Source organism: Halorubrum sp. AD140, from assembly GCF_034497445.1.
GTDB lineage: Archaea > Halobacteriota > Halobacteria > Halobacteriales > Haloferacaceae > Halorubrum.
This window is the reverse complement of sequence record NZ_JAXRUU010000038.1, coordinates 12,294-31,987: the sequence shown is the minus strand read 5'-3', so window position 1 is coordinate 31,987 and position 19,694 is coordinate 12,294. Positions and strand designations below refer to the sequence as shown.

Annotated in this window: 19 protein-coding genes; 11 read left to right on the top strand and 8 right to left on the bottom strand. The window is 68.3% G+C overall.

Translation table 11 applies throughout. The features are described from left to right. Nucleotides 1–1,143, bottom strand: a 1,143-nt coding sequence (gene glnA / locus U4E84_RS10675; protein ID WP_322532076.1) for a type I glutamate--ammonia ligase, incomplete at its 3' end; no start/stop codon positions are given. Nucleotides 1,144–1,268: 125 nt separating this feature from the next. Between glnA and lrp the strand changes: the two genes are divergently transcribed. Continuing rightward, nucleotides 1,269–1,730 (top strand): HTH-type transcriptional regulator Lrp, encoded by a 462-nt coding sequence (gene lrp / locus U4E84_RS10670; RefSeq protein WP_322532075.1) that lies wholly within the window; start codon nucleotides 1,269–1,271, stop codon nucleotides 1,728–1,730. Between the two features lie 39 nt (nucleotides 1,731–1,769). Here the strand turns inward: lrp and pgk are convergent, their stop codons facing one another. Both pgk and gap read right to left on the bottom strand, forming a co-directional pair. Then, complete coding sequence (pgk, locus tag U4E84_RS10665; protein ID WP_322532074.1) at nucleotides 1,770–2,993, bottom strand: phosphoglycerate kinase; 1,224 nt, start codon at nucleotides 2,991–2,993, stop codon at nucleotides 1,770–1,772. Nucleotides 2,994–3,090: 97 nt separating this feature from the next. Beyond that, nucleotides 3,091–4,143 carry a type I glyceraldehyde-3-phosphate dehydrogenase gene (gene gap, locus U4E84_RS10660; protein WP_322532073.1) on the bottom strand — a complete coding sequence of 351 codons (1,053 nt, stop codon included), beginning with the start codon at nucleotides 4,141–4,143 and terminating at the stop codon, nucleotides 3,091–3,093. Between the two features lie 244 nt (nucleotides 4,144–4,387). Here gap and U4E84_RS10655 point away from each other — a divergent pair, with 244 nt between their 5' ends. Next, a complete protein-coding gene (locus tag U4E84_RS10655) occupies nucleotides 4,388–4,777 on the top strand; it encodes an Hsp20/alpha crystallin family protein (RefSeq protein WP_322532072.1) in 390 nt (129 codons plus the stop codon). Here the strand turns inward: U4E84_RS10655 and U4E84_RS10650 are convergent. Next, nucleotides 4,774–5,652 (bottom strand): RimK family alpha-L-glutamate ligase, encoded by an 879-nt coding sequence (locus tag U4E84_RS10650; RefSeq protein ID WP_322532077.1) that lies wholly within the window; start codon nucleotides 5,650–5,652, stop codon nucleotides 4,774–4,776. The two genes, U4E84_RS10655 and U4E84_RS10650, sit on opposite strands and share 4 nt — an antisense overlap. Nucleotides 5,653–5,711: 59 nt before the next feature. Next, nucleotides 5,712–6,002: a translation initiation factor eIF-1A gene (gene eif1A / locus U4E84_RS10645; protein ID WP_322532071.1), complete on the bottom strand. Its 291-nt coding sequence runs from the start codon at nucleotides 6,000–6,002 to the stop codon at nucleotides 5,712–5,714. Nucleotides 6,003–6,108: 106 nt separating this feature from the next. Between eif1A and U4E84_RS10640 the strand changes: the two genes are divergently transcribed. From U4E84_RS10640 to U4E84_RS10625, 4 genes are all read left to right on the top strand, one after another. Beyond that, a complete protein-coding gene (locus U4E84_RS10640; RefSeq protein ID WP_322532070.1) occupies nucleotides 6,109–6,354 on the top strand; it encodes a hypothetical protein in 246 nt (81 codons plus the stop codon). A 164-nt stretch (nucleotides 6,355–6,518) separates the two neighbouring features. Continuing rightward, entirely contained in the window at nucleotides 6,519–7,496 is a 978-nt protein-coding gene (locus U4E84_RS10635; RefSeq protein ID WP_322532069.1) for an aldo/keto reductase, read from the top strand. A gap of 118 nt (nucleotides 7,497–7,614) precedes the next feature. Then, a complete protein-coding gene (locus U4E84_RS10630; RefSeq protein WP_322532068.1) occupies nucleotides 7,615–7,764 on the top strand; it encodes a hypothetical protein in 150 nt (49 codons plus the stop codon). 113 nt (nucleotides 7,765–7,877) lie between these two features. After that, nucleotides 7,878–8,330, top strand: a complete 453-nt coding sequence (locus U4E84_RS10625; RefSeq protein ID WP_322532067.1) for a hypothetical protein — start codon at nucleotides 7,878–7,880, stop codon at nucleotides 8,328–8,330. Nucleotides 8,331–8,907: 577 nt separating this feature from the next. Here the strand turns inward: U4E84_RS10625 and U4E84_RS10620 are convergent. After that, entirely contained in the window at nucleotides 8,908–12,120 is a 3,213-nt protein-coding gene (locus U4E84_RS10620; RefSeq protein WP_322532066.1) for an adenosylcobalamin-dependent ribonucleoside-diphosphate reductase, read from the bottom strand. Between the two features lie 445 nt (nucleotides 12,121–12,565). Between U4E84_RS10620 and U4E84_RS10615 the strand changes: the two genes are divergently transcribed. Beyond that, nucleotides 12,566–12,805, top strand: coding sequence for a hypothetical protein (locus U4E84_RS10615; protein WP_322532065.1), 240 nt, complete (start codon nucleotides 12,566–12,568; stop codon nucleotides 12,803–12,805). Nucleotides 12,806–12,851: 46 nt separating this feature from the next. On the opposite strand, the gene U4E84_RS10610 is transcribed toward U4E84_RS10615, so the two are convergent. Beyond that, nucleotides 12,852–15,119 carry a CDC48 family AAA ATPase gene (locus U4E84_RS10610; protein WP_322532064.1) on the bottom strand — a complete coding sequence of 756 codons (2,268 nt, stop codon included), beginning with the start codon at nucleotides 15,117–15,119 and terminating at the stop codon, nucleotides 12,852–12,854. Further along, on the bottom strand, nucleotides 15,116–15,397 hold the full coding sequence (locus tag U4E84_RS10605; RefSeq protein ID WP_322532063.1) for an Hsp20/alpha crystallin family protein: 282 nt from the start codon (nucleotides 15,395–15,397) through the stop codon (nucleotides 15,116–15,118). Before U4E84_RS10605 ends, U4E84_RS10610 begins: the two co-directional genes overlap by 4 nt. Before the next feature lie 306 nt (nucleotides 15,398–15,703). Between U4E84_RS10605 and U4E84_RS10600 the strand changes: the two genes are divergently transcribed. The 4 genes from U4E84_RS10600 (at nucleotide 15,704) to U4E84_RS10585 (ending at nucleotide 19,693) form a co-directional block, all read left to right on the top strand. Further along, complete coding sequence (locus U4E84_RS10600) at nucleotides 15,704–16,480, top strand: alpha/beta hydrolase (protein WP_322532062.1); 777 nt, start codon at nucleotides 15,704–15,706, stop codon at nucleotides 16,478–16,480. A gap of 330 nt (nucleotides 16,481–16,810) precedes the next feature. Then, the gene (locus tag U4E84_RS10595) at nucleotides 16,811–17,548 is read left to right on the top strand and encodes a DUF2391 domain-containing protein (protein WP_322532061.1); all 738 of its coding nucleotides are present in this window, start codon (nucleotides 16,811–16,813) and stop codon (nucleotides 17,546–17,548) included. A 66-nt stretch (nucleotides 17,549–17,614) separates the two neighbouring features. Next, nucleotides 17,615–18,016, top strand: coding sequence for an Hsp20/alpha crystallin family protein (locus U4E84_RS10590; RefSeq protein WP_322532060.1), 402 nt, complete (start codon nucleotides 17,615–17,617; stop codon nucleotides 18,014–18,016). A gap of 3 nt (nucleotides 18,017–18,019) precedes the next feature. Further along, nucleotides 18,020–19,693, top strand: a complete 1,674-nt coding sequence (locus U4E84_RS10585; protein ID WP_322532059.1) for an AarF/ABC1/UbiB kinase family protein — start codon at nucleotides 18,020–18,022, stop codon at nucleotides 19,691–19,693. Nucleotide 19,694: the final 1 nt, after the last annotated feature.

Below are 19,694 nucleotides of genomic sequence, written 5' to 3'. Positions count from 1 at the left end.
CTCGCGGACCGGTTCGCCCGGATCGGCGCCGGTCTTGATCCCGTCGAGCCCGGCGGCGATGAGCGACGCCATGCCGAGGTAGGGGTTGCAGGACGGGTCGGGGCTGCGGACCTCGAAACGCGCGGAGACGCCCGCGGCGTCCGGCACGCGGACGAGCGCCGAGCGGTTCGTGTCGGACCACGCGACGTAGATGGGCGCCTCGTAGCCAGGCACTAAGCGCTTGTAGGAGTTCACAGTCGGGTTCGTCACGGCTGTGAACGCGGGGGCGTGGTTCAGGATACCGCCCATGAACTGGTAGGCCGTCTCGCTGAGGTTGAACTCGTCGGAGTCGTCGGCGAAGGCGTTACCGTCCTCATCGAACAGCGAGATGTGGCTGTGCATGCCCGACCCGTTGATGTCGGCGATCGGCTTGGGCATGAACGTCGCGTGGAGGTCGTGCTGCTCGGCGACGGCGCGGACGACGGCGCGGAACGTCGCGATGTTGTCCGCGGTCGTGAGCGCGTCGTCGTACTTGAAGTTGATCTCGTGTTGGCCCTCGGCGACCTCGTGGTGGGAGGCCTCGATCTCGAAGCCCATGTCCTCCAGCGTGAAGATGATCTCCTTGCGCACGTCGCTCGCGAGGTCCTTGGGCGCGAGGTCGAAGTAGCCGCCGTTGTCGTGGGGGATCGTCGTCGCGTTCCCGTCGTCGTCGGTCTTGAACAGGAAGAACTCCGGTTCGGGACCGATCGAGACGGAGTAGCCCATCTCCTCGGCTTCTTCGAGGACGCTCTTGAGGACCTGACGCGGGCCGCCGGCGAACGGTTCGCCGTCGGTGTCGACGATATCACAGATGATCCGGGCGGCCGCGGAGCCGTCTTCCCCGCTCCGCCACGGGAGCACCGCGAACGTGTCGGGGTCGGGAACGAGCCGCATGTCCGACTCCTGGATGCGCACGAAGCCCTCGATGGAGGAGCCGTCGAAGTAGATACCCTCGGTGAACGCCTTCTCCGCCTGGTGAGCGGGCACGGAGACGTTCTTGACGACGCCGAGGATGTCGGTGAACTGGAGCCGCAGGAAATCGACGTTCTCCTCTTCGATCTCGTCGAGTACCGCCTGTTCTTCGGCCGTGAGGCCACCGTCCGGTTTCGCGTGTTCGTCCGTCATGTTCTGGACAGTAATTCCTTATCTGCCAGTATAAAGGCCTTATCGCTTGGCGCATGAACCGCCACCCTCCCAAGTATGGTGGACGTTCGTAAAATTCTAAACCCCCGAAACCGTGGATAGGTGTGATGACGTACGAAAACCTCGACGCCAAACTCGTTAACTCCCTTCTCAGCAACGGCCGCGCGAGCCTCCGGAGCCTCGGCGACGAACTCGACGTGTCGGTGACCACCGTCTCGAACCACCTCCGTGACCTCGAAGACGAGGGCGTGATCCGGGGATACACGCCCGTCGTCGACTACGACAAGCTCGGGTACGACGTCACGGCGGTGCTCCAGCTGAAAGTAGAGGGGAGCGCGCTGCCGGACGTCACGGAGAAGCTCCGCCAGGAGAAGCAGATGGTCAGCGTCTACGAGGTGACCGGCGACTACGACGTGATCGCGATCGGGAAGTTCACAGACACGGACGGGATGAACGACCAGATCAAGTCGATTCTGGCCGACGCCGACATCCGCGAGTCGAACACGAGCGTCGTGCTCAACGCGGTCACCGAGAACGAGCAGTTCGACCTCGACGTCGACGAGGAGTAGTCGGCTCCGGCCGGTCGGACCCTCCCGCGCCCGGCCTCCCTACTGCCGCCCGGCCGCCTCCTCCAGCACTTCGACCGCCGGGAGCGGCTCGCCCGTCAGCGCGCGGATGTACGCCCCGCCCGCGATCGACACGTGCGAGAAGTCGTCCTCGCTCAGGCCGTACATCTCGATCGCTCGGGAGGTGTCGCCGCCGCCGACCACGGAGAAGCAGTCCGTCTCGGCGATCGCCTCGAGCACCCCCACCGTGCCGTCGGCGAACCGTTCGTCCTCGAAGACACCGAGGGCCCCCTTCACGAACACCGCGTCGGACTCGCGTATCGGCGGCTCGTAGGCGGCGACCGTCTCCGAGCCCACGTCGAGGTACCCCGTGTCCTTCTCGTCGATCTCGTCGACGGCGACCTCCGCGCGCTCGCCGTCGGCCCCCTCGTACGCGAGGTCGGTCGCGAGGCGGATTGCGTCGCCGCGCTCGTCGAGCACCGACTCGATCAGCTCGCGGTTCTGCTCCCACTGCTCGTCGAACAGGTCCGTCCCCTCCAGGTCGTGGCCGACGGGGTGACCCGCGGCGCGCAGGAAGAGCTCGCCGGCGACCCCGCCCAGCAGGAACCGGTCGACACGGTCGTCCAAGGCGTCCATCACGCCGATCACGTCGGTCGCCTTCGTCCCGCCGACGACCATCGTCATCGGGCCGTCGAACTCCCGGGTCGCGATGGCGGTGTTGGCCTCGTACTCCGTCTCCATCACGCGTCCGGCGTACGCGGGGAGGACGAGGGGGAACCCGACCAGCGAGGCGTGCTTCCGATGCGCCGCCGAGTACGCGTCGTTGACGTACGCGTCGGCGTGCGACGCGAGCGTCCGCACGAACTCCGTCTCGGCCTTCTCCTCCGGCGACGCCTCGGGGAGCTCGTCGTCGCACATCCGGGTGTTCTCCAGCAACAGGACCTCGCCCGCGTCGAGCGCGTCGACCGCCGCCAGCGCCTCCTCGCCGTAGGTGTCGGCGACGAAGGCGACGTCGCGGCCGACGTGCTCCGCGAGGATCGCGGCGTGGCCCGCGAGCGTGGTGAAGTCGTCGCGCCCGGGGCGGCCCTGGTGGGCCAGACACACCACGCGGTGGCCCGCGTCGGCGAGCTCGCGGACGGTCTCCGCGTGACGGTCGAAGCGGCGGTTGTCCTGCGGTTCTCCGTCCTCGATCGGCGAGTTCAGGTCGAGCCGAACGAGGACGCGCGAGTCTGCCGGGAGGTCGTCGATGGTGTCGAACGTCGGCATGGGTGAACGGTCGTCGATGAGATACTTAAGCGATGGTTCTCCGGGGAAGCGTTGACGGTGGGGGTTCAGCCCGTTTCCCGTCGGCCGCGCCGACCGCTTACGCCTCGTCGTGGACGTACGCGGCCATGTCGAGCATCCGGTTCGAGAAGCCGTACTCGTTGTCGTACCAGGTGAGGATCTTCAGGAGCTTCCCGCCGGCGACGACGTTCGTCGACTGCAGGTCGACGTAGCTGGAGAAGGGGAGTCCGACGATGTCGCTGGAGACGACCTCGTCGTCGGTGTAGCCGAGCACGCCCGCGAGCGGGCCGGAGTCGGCGGCGTCGCGGAACGCGTCGTTGACCGCCTCCGCGGTGACGTCCTCGTCGAGGCTGACGACGAACTCGGTGAGCGAGCCGTTCGGGACCGGAACGCGCATCGCCATGCCGTCGATCTTCCCCTCCAGCTGCGGGAGGACCTCCTGTGCCGCGCCGGCCGCGCCCGTCGAGGTCGGCACGATGTTCTCGGCGGCCGCGCGCCCGCGGCGCGTCTTCGCCTTCGGACCGTCGATGAGGGCCTGCGAGCCGGTGTAGGCGTGGACGGTGGTGAGGGTCCCGGCCTCGACGCCGAATTCCGCGTCGAGCACCTTCGCGACCGGCGTGATGGAGTTCGTCGTACACGAGGCGTTGGAGATCACGCCCTCGCCGTCGTACTCGTCGTGGTTGACGCCGTACACGAGCTGTTTGACCGGCTCCTCACCCTTCGGCGGGGCGGAGATGATGACGGTGTCGGCGCCGCCCTCGAGGTGCGCGCTCGCGTCCTCGCGCGTCCGGAACACGCCCGTACACTCCAGCGCGACGTCGACGTCGAGATCGTCCCACGGCAGGTCGGCGGGGTCCTGCACGTTGAACAGCGGGACCGAGGTGCCGCCGACGGTCAGCGCGTCGCCCTCGCGCTCGACGCCGTCGAGCCGACCCATGACGGTGTCGTACTTCGCGAGGTACGCCATGTCCTCGAAGTCCATCACGTCGTTGATCCCGACGAGATCGATCCGCGGCGACTCCAACACCGCGCGGAACACGTTCCGTCCGATCCGGCCGAACCCGTTCAGCCCGACCCGGACGACCTCGGCGTCGCTCACGTCGGCGGCCGCGTCGAGATATGATTTACTCATGTTCGAAATAAGCGTGCCGCAGGCACTTAAATCCGACCGAGTCGGCCTGAGATCGTCATAATCGTTCGAATTCGTTACGGGCGGTGTCGCCAGGTCGGCCCGCCGCGGGGCTCGGTCGCCAGCCGTCACGGAACTCGGCCGACGGTCGCTACGGACCCGAATCGACGGGCGTGCCGGGACGTGTTCGACGGCCAATACGGCGAGCGACAGAAGGCTTATTCGGGTCACCCCCCTCACCCGAGGTATGGACAGAGACGACCGTGACGATCCGTTCGGCGACTTCTTCGAGGAGATCGAACGGATGATGAACGAGATGGCCAACGCCAGCGCCGACGCGGGACCCGGCGCCGACGACGCCGGATTCGGCTCCGAGACGCACGTCGACGCGTACACGACCGACGACGGCGTCCGTCTCGTCGCCGACCTCCCGGCGGTCTCGAAAGAGGACCTCTCGCTGCAGTGCGACGGCGACGCGCTCACGATCTCCGCGGTCTCCGACCGGCGGGAGTACGATGAGACCGTCGACCTCCCGGTGCCGGTCGACGAGCACTCCGCGGAGGCGACGTTCAACAACGGCATCCTTGAGATCACGTTCGACCGCGACGACGACTCCGCGTCGATCGACGTCGTCTAATTTTCCGCGTTCCCGTCCTCTCGGCCCGCGGTCCGCTCGACGAGCGCCGCGAGCCGGTCGTAGAAGTCCGGCTCGTACTTGGTCGCCGCGTCGATCGTCGGGCGCGCGTTGGTCTCGGTGACGACGAATCGCCCGTCGGCCGCCAAGAGGTCGACGCCGAGGTAGTCGATGCCGAGCACGTCCGCCGTCCGCTCGGCCAGTGTCTGGGCGCGGTCCGGGAGGTCGACGCCGGTCGCGTCGGCGCCGCGGTGGACGTTGTGTTTCCATCGGCCCGCCGCGCGCGCGTCGGCGGGAAGCTCCCGGCGAACCGCCCCGGCGTACGCGCCGTCGACGACCATGGCGCGGTAGTCTCGCGCGCCGGGGACGAACTCCTGGAGCAGGTACGACTTGTCGCCCGTCGCGCGGTAGTCGTGGACCAGGTTCAGGTAGTCGACGACGCCCAGAAGCGAGTCGAGGTCGCCGGCGAGCGCGACGCCGACGCCCCGCGTCGCCGAGTTCGGCTTGACGACGACGGGGTACGAGAACGACGCCGCTGCCGCCTCGACGACCGTCTCGTCGACAGGGTTGGAGACGAGCGTCGTCCGAGGCGTCGGGAGTCCCGCCTCGGCGAGCGCCGCGAGCACGCCCGCCTTGTTCCGCGACATGAGGACGGCGTCGCGGCCGTTCACCCACGGGACCCCGAGGCGTCGGTCGACCACGGCGCCCTCCATGAGCCGCGAGGGGTAGACGAAGCCGACGTCGAAGCCGTCGAACTCGCCGTCTCCGTCCGCCCCGTTTCCGGCCTCGTCAAGTTCCCCACCGGAGACGCGCAGCGACCGCTCTGTCGCCCGCACGTGCTCGACGGCGATCCCGCGGTCGGCGAGCGGCCCGCGCATCCGGTCGAACGTCTCCGCGTCGGTCGTCACCGCGAGCCGGAGCGCGCGCCCGTCCGACGTCACTGGAGGTGGCCGTCCTCGCGGAGCCGCTCGGCCTCGCTCTTCTCGTAGCGCCACGAGATGTCCCCCTTCTCGTCCTGCCAGTCCCACGGCTCGACGAGGACGATGTCGTCCTCGCGGATCCAGACGCGCTTTTGCATCCGCCCGGGGATGCGCGCGGTCCGCTCTTTGCCGTCCGCACAGCGGACTCGCACCCGGTTCGCGCCGAGCATCTCGACGACCTCCGCGAACACCTCGTCGTCGTCGGGCATCCGGAGGTCGTCTCGACCGTCGCCGTCTCCGTTGCTCATGCGTACGCGGTGATACGCGCTCCCCGAAATAAAAGGGCCGCTCTCCGCGGTCGCCCGCTCGCGCCGCACCCGAAAGAGTGATACCTACCGGTCGCCGTGGGCCGCTATGGTCGACGTACCCGCGGTCGCGGTCGAACTGGGCGAACTCCTCGCGGTCGTCGTCGGGGCGGGCGCCGCCTCGGCGATCGGGATCCTCCTCGAACGGGTCGGTCTCTCGGCGGTCTCCGGCGGCGACCTCGCGCTCGGCGCGTGGGCGGTCGGTATGGGGCTGCTCGCGCTGTACGTCGGGGTCGTCGCGCTCGGGTACGAGCAGGCGCTCCCCCGACTGCGGCGGCTCGTCGCCGGCGAGTAGGCGGTCGGCAGCCGCGGTGCGGTTCGGACTGAGCTCGTCGACGAGCGGCCGCTCGCGTCCGCTCTCACGGGCCCCGTCCACAGAGCTCCGGAGCGAAGCGGTCACAGCGGGGAACGGGAGCCCGGCCGCGGGTATTTTTTACTCCGCCGCCATCTGCTCGGCGTATGGAGTACACCACCCTCGGCGACACCGGGATGACGGTGTCGAAGATCTGTCTCGGCTGCATGAGCTTCGGCGACTCTGACTGGCGCGAGTGGGTCCTCGACGAGGACGAGGGTCGCGAGCTCGTCGAGCGCGCGATCGAGCTCGGGATCACGTTCTTCGACACCGCCAACATGTACTCGACCGGCGAGTCCGAGCGCGTCCTCGGCGACGCGCTCGCCGAGTACGACCGCGACGAGTTCGTCGTCGCCACGAAGGGGTACTTCCAGATGGACGAGTCGAACCCGAACTCGGGCGGGCTCTCGCGCAAGGCGATCGAACAGGAGCTGCAGCACAGCCTCGACCGGCTCGGGATGGAGACGATCGACCTGTATCAGATCCACCGGTGGGACGACGACACGCCGATCGTGGAGACGCTCGCGACGCTCGACGACGCGGTGCGCCGCGGCGACATTCGGTACCCCGGCGCCTCCTCGATGTGGGCCCACCAGTTCGCCGAGGCGCTCCACGTGAGCGACCGCGAGGGGTACGAACGGTTCGCCACGATGCAGAACCACTACAACCTCGCGTACCGCGAGGAGGAGCGCGAGATGCTCCCGCTGTGCGAGAAGGAGGGGATCGGCGTGATGCCGTGGAGTCCGCTCGCGCGGGGGTACCTCACGCGGCCGCACGAGGAGGTCGACGCCACGCTCCGCGGGGAGACCGAAGAGCACCTCTACGCACACCCGTACCGCGAGGGTGGCGGTCCGACGGTCAACGAGCGCGTCGCGGAACTGGCCGAGGAGAAGGGCGTGAAGATGGCCCAGATCGCGCTCGCGTGGCTGTTCCACAAGGAGACGGTCGACACGCCCATCGTCGGCACGACCAGCGTCGAACACCTGGAGGACGCGGTCGAGGCGCTCGACGTCGACCTCTCCACGTCGGACGTCGAGTGGCTCGAAGCGCCGTACGAGCCGGTCCGCGTCTCCGGACACGAGTGAGGTCGTGGCGGACGCGATATCGCGGCGAAACGGGGGCTGCGGTCCGTTTTAAGCACCTCTAGGGCATTTTAGGGATATAGAGACAAGCTATTTGAATGACAAATGTTGACGTGGACCTATGGACGACGACACCGACCGGTCACCCGTCCCGTCGAGTACCGAGTACGCGCGCACTCGGACGCGGTGTCCGAACTGCGGCGATCACGTTCCCGCGGTGGGCGCGGAGACGACCAAGTGTCCAAACTGCCACCGCCCGGTCCGAGCCTGACAGCCGGACGGCGTGCCCGTGGAGCGGACGCCGCGATCGGTCGCCCCGTTATAAACGCACCGTCGAGAGCCGGAGCAACAACCCTTTTCGGCCGGGCTACCGAACCGAAGTCCATGGCAGACGACGACACGGCCGACACCGGCGAGGAACAGGGCGATGGCGCCGAAGACCACAGCGGCGGCGCGGACGAGGGCGACGCCGACGAGGAGAAGTCCTTTCGCGAGCGCGTCGAGGAGATCCGCGAGCGCCGGGAGCAGGAGCGCGAGGAGGGCGACCGACCCGACCCTGAGGAGATGATGGGCGGCGGCCCGCCGGGGATGGGCGGCGGTGGCGGCAACCCCTTCGCGCAGATGATGTCCGGCATGATGGGCGGCGGCGGTCCGGGCGGCGCGGGCGGTCCGCCGGGGATGGGCGGTGGCCCCGGCGGTCCCGGCGCTCGCGGCGAGGAGGGCGGCGACCAGGTCGGCAACGAGGAGCTCGTGCGCGAGGTGCGCCAGCTCCGCGACGAGGTTCGCGACGCGACCCGTCAGCTCCAGCGCATCGCGCAGGCGCTCGAAGACGACTGATCCACGACCGTTCGCTGCGGTCACGGTTCTCTCCGCTTTTCCGCGCACGAGAGGGTACGCTTGCCCGATACCGGGAGTGGGTATAGCACGTTTGTGAAGTGGATGTTTATAAATGAACGAGTGGTGTTGCTTGTGGATGTTTATAAATAAACGACAGCGTTGCGGTGAACACTCCCAAAGCCCCAGCCGTGAGGGCGGCGCAGGCGACGTAAGCACCGCAGTGAAGGAGCGATAGCGACTGAGCGAGGAGCGCAGCGAGCGTGCGCCGCCCTCACGGCTGCCCCTTTGAGTCCCGCCCCGCTACAGCACCGCAGCCTCACGCCTCCCCAGCCTCGCGGCTCGCTTCGCTCGCCGCGTCCCTCGCACCGTCGGTTCGCGGCCCTTCGGGCCGCTCACCGGGGCGCGCCGACCGTCCTGGTTCTTTATAAGCGATTGTCGTCGCCATTCACAGTTTCTTTAAATACAGCGTCGCCACCGCCGATCTGCAATATCCACTCCCGATGTCCCTCGTCTCCGCGTCCAAACAGGTTTAAAAAAGCCGCGTCGTCGACCGCTCGTTACCGTCGTCTCCGCCCGTCTAACACTCCGACCAGCCGCACGACTCGCACGTCTTGCAGCCCTCGGAGTAGTAGAGGTTCATCCCGCCGCAGTCGGGACACTCGGGCGACTCGCCCGCCGCGATGAGCTCCTGCATCGCGTCGGCGGCGTCCGCCGCGTCGTCGTCGGTCGCCGGCCCGGGTCCGGTCGCGGTCGGGGCGTCCGCCGCCGCGTCGTCGTCGGTCGCCGGCCCGGGTCCGGTCGCGGTCGGGGCGTCCGCCGCCGCGTCGGCGTCCACCGCGCCGCCGTCGGTCTGGCTCGCGGGGTCGCTCGCCAGGTCGCGCTCGACGTCGTCGAGGCTCTGCTGTTGCGGGATCCCCTTGTCGATCTCGTCGTCGAGGTACCGGCGGAGCGCCGTGCCGATCGCGTCCGGGATCGACTGGATCTGCTCGCCCTTGTCCCAGGCGACCTTCGGGCTCCGGGTGCCCTGCAGCTCGTCGACGATCTCCTCGGGGTCGACGCCCGAGCGGAGCGCCGTCGAGATCACCTTCGCGAGCGCCTCCGTGAAGGAGTTGGTGTAGCCGCCGGAGTGGCCGATGTTCGCGAACAGCTCGAACGGCAGCCCGTTCTCGTCCTCGTTGATCGTGACGTACATCTTGCCGTACCCCGTCTCGATCCGCTGGGTGACGCCGTTCAACGAGTCGGGACGCGGACTGCGCTCGCTGTAGTCGATTCGGGACCGGTCGCTGGCCTCCAGCAGGTCCGAGATCTCCGCGTCGACCGCCTGTCGCACGTCCTCGTTGTCGAGGAACGCCTCGATGCCGCCGAACACCTCGGCGATCTGCTCGACGATCGTCTCGGCCGCCTCGCTCTCGTCGGCGAACTCCGTGTTCTTCGCGCGCGTCGTGAGCACCTGCTTCGAGCGGGTGCCGTCGCGGTAGACGGTGACGCCCTTCCCGCCGTGGTCGTAGATGTAGCGGTACACCTCCTCCATCTCCTCGGCGGTGGCGTCGTTCGGGAAGTTACACGTCTTCGAGATGGCGGAGTCGACGCCCTGCTGGCAGGCGCACTGGACCGCCGCGTGCTGCTTGCCCGAGAGGTCGCCGGTGACGACGAACAGCTCGCCGATCGCGTCCGGCACCGTCTCCAAGCCGTCGACGCCGTCGAACTCGTTGGCCGCCATCTGCTCTTGGGCCTCGAGCTTGACCGCGTCGACGTCGATGTCGTTCTCCTCTAAGGTGCGGAGGAAGTAGTCGTCGAACTCGACGAGCATCTCGTCGCCCTGCACGTCGTCGGAGACGTTCTTGTAGTAGGCGACGTTGTAGATGGGCTCACAGCCGCCGGTGGTGTTCCCGATCATCGACGTCGTGCCCGTGGGAGCGATCGTCGTCGTGTTGTGGTTGCGGATCGGGAAGCCGTCCGCCCACTCGTCCGCGTCGAGCCCGGTGTAGTGTTCAAACCAGTCGCGGTGCTCGGCGGGGTTCGCGTACTTCGACTCCTCCCAGTCGTTGAACGTGTCGCGCTCCTGTGCGAGCTCGTGAGAGGTCTGCTTCGACTCGTGGTTGATGTGGGTCATCAGCTGGCGGGCGACTTCGTTGCCCTCCTCCGTGCCGTACCGGATGCCCAGCTGGATGTACAGCTGCGCCAGCCCCATGATCCCCAGCCCGATCTTCCGCATGTCCCGTACCTTCTGTTCGATCTTCTCGACCGGGAAGTCCGACATCGTCACGACGTTCTCGAGGAAGCGCGTGCCGTAGTCGATCCGCTCGTCGAACTCCTCGAAGTCGATCGCCTCCTCGAGGAACGCCGACATGGCGGCCTCCTGTGAGTCGTACTCGTCAGCGTGCTCCGCGGACCAGACGCGCCAGTCAGGGGCGTCCCGCGCCGCGAGCGTCGAGAGGTTGATGTGACCCAGGTTACAGGCCTCGTACTCCTCTAACGGCTGCTCGCCGCAGGGGTTCGTCGCGAGGATCCGGTGGTCGGGGTGTTCCTCGACGTCGAAGGAGTGCTCCTTGTTCACCCGCTCGAGGTAGATGACGCCCGGCTCGCCGTTCTCGTGAGCGCCCTCGATCATGTCGTCCCACAGCTCCTGTGCGGGGATCGAGAGCACCTCGCCGACCTCGACGTGCTCGCCGAGGCCGAACATGTCGTAGATCTCCTTCGTCTCCGGCGTCGCGACGTGCGGCTCCTCCGTGCGCGGGTTGGTGAAGACGAACTCCTCGTCGTTGTACAGCGCCTCCATGAAGTCGTCGGTGACGCCGACGCTGATGTTGAAGTTCGAGAGGTGGCCCTCGACGGCGTTCCGGAGGTGCTCGGGGACGCGGCCGTCCTCGTCGATGAGTTCGCGGGCCTCCTCCAGCGCGTCCGCGAAGGAGTTGTGCGTGAAGTCGTCGGGGTCGTTGAGCCGCAGCGAGTGCGCCAGCGAGACGTCCTTGTTCTTCGAGTGGATGAACTGGATGACGTCCGGGTGCGAGACGCGCATGACGCCCATCTGCGCGCCGCGGCGCGCGCCGCCCTGCGCGATCGTCTCGCACATCTGGTCGAACGTCCGCATGAACGTGATCGGTCCGGAGGCGATACCGCCCGTCGAGCCGACGGAGTCGCCGTAGGGGCGGAGCTTCCAGAACGCGTACCCCATGCCGCCGCCGGACTGGAACACCTCCGCCGCCTCCTTTGCGGTCTGGTGGATGTCGGTGATGTCGTCGCCGGGGGAGTCGACGAAGCAGGCGGAGAGCTGCTGGAGCTCGTCGCCCGCGTTCATCAGGGTCGGCGAGTTCGGCATGAAGGAGAGCTGCTCCATCCCGTCGCGGAACCGGTCCGCGGTCGCCTCGACGTGGTCGCGCACGCTCTCGGGCAGCTCGGGGACGACGGTGTCGTACGCGAACTTGTTGACGTTGTGCGCGGTCAGGACCGTCTCCGCGTCGTCCTCGGCGGTCGTCCCCGCGCCGAACACCTCGGCGGCGAGCTCGTCGCGCCGGGGGTGGTCGGGCTTCAGCTGGTCGGGCGTGACCGTGACCTCGACGCCCCGTTTTTCGGCCTCGAACACCGCCTCCGCGAGCGCGACGTTGCGCGCGACGCGGTCGAACAGCTCCTCGGGGTCCTCGATCGGCTCGCCGTCCGCGTTCTTCCGGAGGTAGCGCGCGGGCAGGATGTTGTGGTAGGCGTTGGCGGTGAGCCGCTCCTCCATCGTCTCGCCCGTGGTTCGTTTGATCGGCAGTTCGAGTTCGTCGGCGGCGACGCCGTCGCTGCTCATTCGACGGCCACCCCGCTCGGTTGGCGTGAGATATGGGTCATCTGTAGTGTTGGTGTACTGGCGAGGCGGGCCCTTGTAGGTTCGGATGTTCGGACCCGACAGGCGGATACATGTACGATTCGTTATGCAACGTCCGTTCCGCGCGTCTGACGCTGGGTTCCGGTACGTCGACAAGAAATGTACTCCGGACACATAAGCGTAGCCAGACCGGAGTGAAACTGATGTTCCACCGAGAAAACCGCAACACGAAGGCGGTGTCCCACCGGAACAGAAGGGGGGTCGTTTGACGGCGATTTCCCGTGGAGGACGGCGCGCGGCCGGGTTCGAGACCGACGCGCCGGTGAACGCTCGTCGTCGGCGGGCGCAGTTATTACCACGGACCTATCAAAATTGACAACTGCCGCCGCTCCGTTTCCGCTTCACTCGGTCTCGCCCCCACAAGCTTATGCCCGGCCTGGCCGTGGACCCGGACATGACCGCTTCGCTCGCCGCGTTGGCATCGTCGCCGCCGCTTCAGGCCGGGCTCCTCGCCAGTCAGGCGGGACAGCTGCTCGTCGCGCTCGTCGCCGTCGCGCTCGTCATCATCGTCGGCAAGTTCGTGCTGAAGCTCGCGTGGCGGCTGGTCACGATCGGGATCGTCCTCGTCGCGGCGTTCTTCCTGCTGTCGACGCTCGGACTTATTTAAATAAAACCGCGTCTCGACCGGTCCGCCGGCCGCTCTGCCGCTCCGATTACTGGAACGCTGCGCCGGGTTCGGCGTCCGTGCGGTCGACTTCCGACCGCTTGAACTGCTTTTCGATCTCCTCGTAGCGCTCCCGCGTCTCGGGGGTGACGCTCGGGTTCACCTTGTCGAGCGCGTCCTCGAAGTGGGCCATCGTCACGCGGACGTTGCCGACGGACTCGCTCACCTCCTCGCGCGAGACGCTGGCGATGAACTCCCGGGAGGCGTTCATCGACGCCTCGCGGGCGACCGCCTCGATGTCGGCGCCGACGTAGCCCTCGGTCTTCCGGGCCAGCGCGTCGAGGTCGACGTCGTCGGCCAGCGGCTTGTTCCGGGTGTGGACCTCCAGGATCTTCCGGCGGGCCTCCTCGTCCGGGACGGGCACGTGCACGTGGCGGTCGAGGCGACCGGGCCGGAGCAGCGCCGAGTCGATGAGGTCCGGGCGGTTCGTCGTCGCGATGACGACGACGTCCTCCAGCGACTCGAGCCCGTCGAGCTCCGTCAGCAGCTGGGAGACGACGCGCTCGCCGACGCCGGAGTCGCCGGAGTTCTTGCCGCGCTCGGTCGCGATCGAGTCGATTTCGTCGAAGAACACGATCGTCGGCGCGTTCTCGCGGGCTTTGCTGAACACCTCGCGGACGCCCTTCTCGGACTCGCCCACGTACTTGTTCAGCAGCTCCGGCCCCTTGATCGAGATGAAGTTGGACTCGCTCTCGTTGGCGACGGCCTTCGCGAGCAGGGTCTTCCCCGTGCCCGGCGGGCCGTACATCAGGACGCCCTTGGCGGCCTGCATGTCGAGCTCCTCGAACACCTCGGGGTACTCCAGCGGCCACTGGATCGTCTCGCGGAGGCGCTCTTTGGTCTCCTCCAGGCCGCCGACCTGGTCCCAGCTGACGTCCGGGACCTCGACGAACACCTCGCGGAGCGCGGAGGGCTCGATGCCCTTTATCGCCTGCCTGAAGTCCTCCTCGGTGACCTGGATGGAGTTCAGCACGTCGGCGTCGATCTCGTCGCTCTCCAAGTCGAGCTGGGGACGGATCCGCCGCAGCGCGTGCATCGCGGACTCCTTCGCCAGCGACTCGAGGTCGGCCCCGACGAAGCCGTGGGTGTTCTCCGCGTACTCGTCGAGGTCGATCTCCTCGACCAGCGGCATGTTCCGCGTGTGGACCTGCAGGATCTCCTTGCGGCCGTCGCGGTCGGGGACGCCGACCTCGATCTCGCGGTCGAAGCGGCCGCCGCGCCGGAGCGCGGGGTCGATGGCGTCGACGCGGTTGGTCGCGCCGATGACGACGACCTCCCCGCGCTCCTCCAGCCCGTCCATGAGCGAGAGGAGCTGGGCGACGACGCGCCGTTCGACGTCGCCGCCGGCCTCCTCGCGCTTGGGCGCGATCGAGTCGAGCTCGTCCATGAAGATGATCGCGGGCGCCTCCTCCGAGGCCTCCTCGAACACGTCACGGAGCTGCTCCTCGCTCTCGCCGTAGTACTTCGACATGATCTCCGGGCCGGAGATCGTGTGGAAGTTCGCGTCGATCTCGTTGGCGACGGCCTTCGCGATCAGCGTCTTCCCCGTGCCCGGCGGACCGTGCAGGAGGACGCCCTTCGGCGGGTCGATGCCGAGCCGCTTGAACAGCTCCGGGTGCCGCATCGGCAGCTCGATCATCTCGCGGACCTGTTCGAGCTCGTCGTCGAGCCCCCCGATGTCCTCGTAGGCGACGTCCGGGCCGTCGCTCGGTCCGTCGCCGCTCCCGCTCGGCCCGGTCAGCTCCTCGGCGGGGACCTCGGAGATCTCGATCTCGGTGTCGTCGGTGATGACGACAGTCCCCGAGGGGGTGGTCGAGGCGACCTTCATCGGCACCGCCTGCGACTGGCCGCCCATCAGGCCGAAGCCCATCGACGTGCGGATCGTCTGGCCCTCGGTCACCGGCTGGCCGGAGAGCTTGTCGCGGATGAACGGAGCGATCTGCCCGCGCACCCGGAGCTGGCTCGGGAAGGCGATCGTGACCGACTCCGCCCGGGAGACGTCGACGGACTCGACCGTCACGCGGTCGTCGATCCCGACGTTGGCCTCCTGGCGGAGCCGCCCGTCGATGCGCACGACGCCCGTGCCGTCGTCCTCGGGGTAGCCGGGCCAGACGCGGGCGATCGCGGCCCCGTCCGCCCCCTCGACACGCACGATGTCGCCGCCGGAGAGTCCCAGCTCCTCGGCCGCGACGCGGTCGATCGCCGCGAGCCGACGCCCGGCGTCCTTCTGCTTGAGAGGTCTGACGGTGAGTTTCATCGCTCACCCTCCACGGTGTCGTCCGCGACCGTGTCGCCCGCGATCGTGACGACGCCGTTCTCGACCGCGGTCGACGCGGCCGGTCCGGGGAGCTCGAACTCCGTCTCGACCGGCTCGTCGCCGCCCTCGACCACGACGATCGCCGTCTCGCCCACCGTATCGACGCTCACGTCCGCGGCGGCGGCGCCCAGATCGACGGCGACGGTCCACCCGTCCTCGTACTCGTACCGGCGGAGCAACGCGCCGTCGCCGGTCGATCGGGTCTGATTTTGGTTCATGCTAACCACAAGTTAGGCGCGAGAGTATATAAACTCGTCGTAAAAAATCGCATGACGGGAGACCTCGAACACATAGTGGTAGTGTTGCGGTTCGAGGTGGTGACGCGACGGCACGCCGACCGTCCTCGCGTCTGCCGGCGCCGTCGCCGGCCGATCGCTCCCACCCGTCAGTCCCATCGTCTGCCGGTCCCGTTCGTGCGTCAGTCCCATCGTCTGCCGGTCCCGTTCGTGCGTCAGTCCTGCGCGTCCGTCGGTCCTGTTCGTCCGCCGGACGTATTTATCACGCGTCGCGCAGGAGGACGACGTATGGAGCGGGTCACCCACGACGGCCGCGACACCGCGTATCGGGTCTCCGACCGAGGCGGCGACGGGCCGACGGTGTGTTTCGTCCACGGGAGCGGCGGGAGCAGGGACGTCTGGAAGGCCCAGGCGCGCCTGAGCGACCGATTTCCGACCGTCGCGCTCGACCTGTCCGGCCACGGCGACAGCGACGACGTGGACGCGCCGGCCGGCCCCGAGACGCTCGGCGCCTACGCGGACGACGTCGCCGCGGTCGCGGCCGCGACGGACGCGACCGTTCTCTGCGGCAACTCGCTGGGCGGCGCCGTGGCGCTGCGGGTCGCGCTGGACCGCGACCTCGCGCTCGACGGGCTGGTCCTCGCGGGCACGGGCGCGAAGCTCGCGGTCGCCGAGCCGCTGATGGACGCGCTCGCGACCGACTTCGACCGGGCGATCGACCTGCTCCACGAGCCCGACCGGCTGTTTCACGACGCGCCCGCGGAGTACGTCGACCTCTCGCGCGCCGGCATGCGCGAGTGCGGCCGTACGGTCACCGAGCGGGACTTTCGGACGTGCCACGCGTTCGACGTCCGCGACCGGCTCGACGAGGTCGCGGCGCCGTCGCTGGCGGTCGTGGGCGAACACGACGCGCTCACGCCCCCCGAGTACCACGACTACCTCGCCGACCGGATCGGCGACTGCGAGCGCGCGACGATCGAGGGCGCCGCACACCTCGCGATGCTCGAACGCCCCGCGGCGTTCAACGCGGCGGTCTCGTCGTTCCTCGCGCGTCGCTCGGGATGAAATGACGGGTGCGGGGCTCGCAGCGGCGAGGCCGGAGTCCCGAAACCACGGGACGCGAGGGTCACTTCGAGGGGGTACGCCCCGCTCCGAAACGAGTGGATCGGACGGTTACGGAGAATCGAGGAGAACGCCTCGCGCTTCAGCGCGGAGAGGGTGTCAAGGCCGCGCGGTACCGCTCGACGGTCGGCAGCTGGTGATCTGGTCTTCGATGTCGTCGGTACTCACCTCGTGGTGCGTGTTACCATCCCGCAATATATAAACCGTTCGCCGCGCCGGCGAGCGAAGCGGCCGCCGATACGCTTTTGCGACGTCCGCGTCGACCGATCGGCAATGGACGGCGACGAGGCGGGGCGACGGCCCCTCGGACCGAATCCGCCTCCCGACGCAGACCGATCGGCGGGCCGGACAGACGGCGCGGGCGAGGACGTCACTCCAAACGGCTCGCAGTCCCCCGAGAACCCCGACATCAACGACCTCCTCGCGAAGCTCGACGCCCTGAGCGACACCGTCGACGCGGAGGACGAGCGCGAGAAGGTGCGCCAGACCATCTCGCTCGTCGAGCGGATGCCCGGGAGCGCGGCGTTCAGGATCCGGATCACGAAGTACACCTCGCGGGACATGGCCGAGGCGTTCGTGGGCGCGGTGCTCTTCGCGCTCCCGCTCCTCGTCGAGGGCGGCGTCTTCGAGATCGCGGCGTGGTTCGCCGCGGTGACGCCCGGCGGCGTTCCCGTCTTCCTGCTCGCGCACGTCGCGTTCGTGCTGGTGATGACCGCCGGGCTGCTGTACTTCGCCGACTTCCGGCAGATCGAGATCAGCCACCCGATCTTCGGGCTCATCCCGCGCCGATACGCCGGGATCCTGCTCGTCTCGCTTTTCACGTCCGTGTTCATGCTGTTCCTCTGGGGACGGCTCCACGAGGGCGACCCGACGACGCTCGAACGGGTCTCGCGCGTGGCGGTCGTCTGGGCCGGGGCGGCGTTCGGCGCGAGCCTCGGCGACATCCTCCCGGGCGAGTCGCAGGGACAGGACATCAACGACCTCGACCTGGACTTCGACCGCGACGACTGAGCCGCCGACCACCCGTCGAGTCCCCCTTTCCACACCTTTTTCGCCGCGGCGACCGTACCCGCGTCCATGTCAGCGCTACGTGACGCGCTCCGGGATCTCCCGGACGCGGTGTTCGCGGATCTGCTCGAGTCCGACGACGGGTACGTCCTCGTCGTCGACCTCCCCGGCGCGACCGCGGAGACGACCGAGGTCCTCGCCGAGGACGGCCGGATCGTCATCGAGGGGCGCCGCGACAAGAGCGTTCCCGAGGGGTTCCGCTACGTCCGCGAGGACCGCCCGCTGTTCCTCGACGCCGAGCTTCCGCTGCCGAGCGACGCCGACGGGAGCGGCGCGGACGCCGAGATGGACCGCGGCGTCCTGGAAGTCACGATTCCGAAGAGGACCGGCGACGCCTCCCGCTCCATTCCGGTCGACGACGGCGACGGCGGCGACGACACCGGCGACGGCCCCGACGAAATCGACGCCTGACGGGTGGTCACGCTGGTCACCCTTCGCGCCTACTGGCGGTTCTTCGTGGTCATCCGGCGGTTCTCGCCGCTGATCCTCGCCTACTGGCGGGACCGGAAGCGGTTCCTCCTGTTCGGCGGGAGCCGCGAGGTCGACGCCGAGACCCAGCGCGAGCGTGCCGCGGTCCTCCTCGACACCCTGCTCACCCTCGGTCCGACGTTCATCAAGCTCGGTCAGATCCTCTCGACGCGACCGGACATCCTCCCGCCGGCGTACATCGAGGTGCTGGAGGGGCTCCAAGACGACGTGCCCCCGGCCCCGTGGGAGGAGTCGAAAGTCGTGTTGGAAAGCGAGCTCGGTCCAGTCGACGAGACGTTCGACGACTTCGACCGCGACCCGATAAGCGGCGCCAGCCTCGGGCAGGTGTACACCGCCCGCTACGGGGGAGACGAGGTCGCCGTGAAGGTCCGCCGGCCGGGGATCGAGTCGCTCGTCGAGGCCGACCTCCGGACGATCCGGTGGTCGCTCCCGCTCGTCAAGCGATTCACCGGGAGCGGGCGGGCGTTCTCGCTTGAGAACCTCGCCGACGAGTTCGCGAAGACGATCCGCGAGGAGATGGACTACGAGCGCGAGCGCGAGATGCTCGAGGAGATCCGCGGCAACTTCGCCGACAACGACCGGATCCGGATTCCGACCGCCTACGAGGAGGCCTCCGGCCCGCGTGTGCTCACGATGGAGTACGTTCCGGGGGTGAAGATCAACCGGCTCGACGAGCTCGACGCCGCGGGGTTCGACCGCAACGCGATCGCCGAGACCCTCCAGGAGGTGTACCTCCAGATGATCATCGACGACGGGGTATTCCACGCCGACCCGCACCCCGGGAACCTCGCCGTCGACGACGACGGCGCCGTGATCTTCTACGACTTCGGAATGGCCGGACACGTGGACCCGTTCATCCAGGAGAAGATCGTCGAGTTCTACGTCGCCGTCGCTCGGCAGGACATCGGCGCCATCCTCGACACGCTGATCGACATGGGGACGCTCTCGCCGGAGGCGGACCGCGAGGTGATGGGCAACGTGATGGAGCTGGCCATCGCGGACGCCAGCGGCGAGGACATCGAGCAGTACCAGGTGAATCAGATCATCGAGCAGGTGGAGTCGACCATCTACGAGTTCCCCCTCCGGCTCCCCCCGGACCTCGCGCTCGTGTTGCGCGTCGCGACCGTCGTCGAGGGGGTCTGCGTCACCCTCGACCCCGATTTCGACTTCATCTCGACGGCGACGGAGTACCTCAAGGACGAGGGGTACTACGAGCAGACCGCCCGCGACCTCGCCGAGGACGCCGGGCGACAGGTCCAGCGCACCACCGAGGCGCTGTTCACGGTCCCGCCGAAGGCCGACGACTTCCTCGAGCGGGCGAACCGCGGCGACCTCCACGTCGACGTCACGATCGAGGACGACTCGAACGTCCTCGACAAGCTCGCGATGCGGATCGCCTACTCGGTGCTGCTCGCGGTCGGCGTCCTCTCCGCGACGATCCTCTACTCGTTCGCCGACGCGTGGCGGCTGGCGGGGGTCGTCCTCCTGCTCGCCGTCCCGCTCGCGGTCGCGCTCTACCGCTCGTTCCGGAAGCGGCGCGGCATCAAGGCCAGACCGCAGTTCACCAGACAGGGGATGAAACAGCGGCGCGACGACTGAT